The sequence below is a fragment of the Mesorhizobium sp. WSM4837 genome (assembly GCF_055811435.1).
On record NZ_JBVVQE010000228.1, the window covers coordinates 1 to 679 of the forward strand.

Genomic DNA, 679 nt, shown 5'->3' on the forward strand with positions numbered 1-679 from the left:
CCCCATGGGACTCAACACGCCCCAGACGCGATGCTCTCTTTCTTGGACCGCCATGACCTCGTGCCGGATGCGGAAAAGCCGCAATGGAACTACGAGATTAAAGGTCAGGGCTACGCCGCCGAGAGGCCAGAAGGGCGCAACGACTTTTGGCTCGTCGATCGCGGTCCGATGAGTGCATCTGCAGCGGCAGCAGTACCGGCAAGGGCTCCAGGACCCGTCTCGCCAGCGACCGCGAGGCTGTCAGACACCTATCGCGGTGTTCCGTTAATCGATCTGACCACCTCTTCCGATGCACGGATCGGAACGCTTCCGTCAGGCTCGTCTAACCTCCCCCGGGGGGCGGTTCTCGGGGCCACCGACCTGCTGGACGACGTCCATATCCACAGGGATTACCAGTTGCTGGAGCAGTACCTGCAGGCGGCCCACCCAGCGCTCGCCGCCCGAACAAGGCTGGTGGATCCCTTGGTCTCCCAGCAACTGCGCCGTCACGACGGGGACGTGCAAGGTAGGTTGCTGTCGATCTACCATCAAAACGACGCCCCAGCCGACTTCGTGTTCCTGCCGGTGAACAGTGGCAATCCTATGGCTACGGCGGAGAACGAGGGACGCAACGAGCATTGGTCGCTGCTGCTCGTAGATCGCCGCGACCCGGAAAGAACGGTCGCCTATCACTACGACT

General features: G+C 62.3%; 1 pseudogene. It reads left to right on the top strand.

From position 1 onward, the window contains the following. Positions 1–42: 42 nt before the first annotated feature. A pseudogene (locus AC0L3D_RS36860) lies at positions 43–679 on the top strand (Ulp1 family isopeptidase); the annotation flags it as partial.